This window comes from Pseudomonas onubensis (assembly GCF_965653655.1).
GTDB lineage: Bacteria > Pseudomonadota > Gammaproteobacteria > Pseudomonadales > Pseudomonadaceae > Aquipseudomonas.
In genome coordinates this window covers 1-452 of sequence record NZ_CBFHAZ010000269.1, presented here as the reverse complement: position 1 = coordinate 452, position 452 = coordinate 1, and the positions used below count along the sequence as shown (strand labels likewise).

Here is a 452-nt window from a genome sequence, read left to right as displayed (position 1 = left end):
GTCGATAAAGCGATGCGTCTTGTTGGGGCAAAAAGCCTGCAAAGATCAAATCCGCTTCAACGCTATTACCGTGATGTCCGTGCAGGTCTGCACAATCCGCCAATGGATGACATTACGATTAAACGTTTAGCAGAAACGGCAATTGAAAAAGCTTAAAAGCAAAGGGGTAAGCAGTTCTTTTATTCGTAATTTCAGCGAAATAAGAAGAATTATCTGAAACTTTGGCGATTGAGCACACATTTTTCTGAATATCAGCTATAATAGAGCTATTAATTTTATATGGACGATAAAGGTTCTTGCTCACTGATAGAGTAAGGAGTAAAAGGGAAATCGGTGCAATTCCGATGCGGTCCCGCCACTGTAAATGCTAGTTGAGAGCAGTATGCCACTGAAAAAATTTCGGGAAGGCGCTTATCAACGTTATGCATAAGCCAGGAGACCTGCCTTTATAA

The 452-nt window shown here is 41.2% G+C and carries 1 protein-coding gene and 1 riboswitch; the gene reads left to right on the top strand.

The genetic code is table 11. The features are described from left to right. Nucleotides 1-12: 12 nt before the first annotated feature. Complete coding sequence (locus ACTD9P_RS29900) at nucleotides 13-156, top strand: hypothetical protein (RefSeq protein ID WP_438870459.1); 144 nt, start codon at nucleotides 13-15, stop codon at nucleotides 154-156. Nucleotides 157-273: 117 nt separating this feature from the next. Further along, a riboswitch (cobalamin riboswitch) is annotated at nucleotides 274-452 on the top strand. This riboswitch is flagged as partial in the annotation.

Bases quoted from the DNA above. Each gene is read 5' to 3' on its own strand.
- ACTD9P_RS29900 (WP_438870459.1), top strand. From the start codon at position 13: ATGCGTCTTGTTGGGGCAAAAAGCCTGCAAAGATCAAATCCGCTTCAA.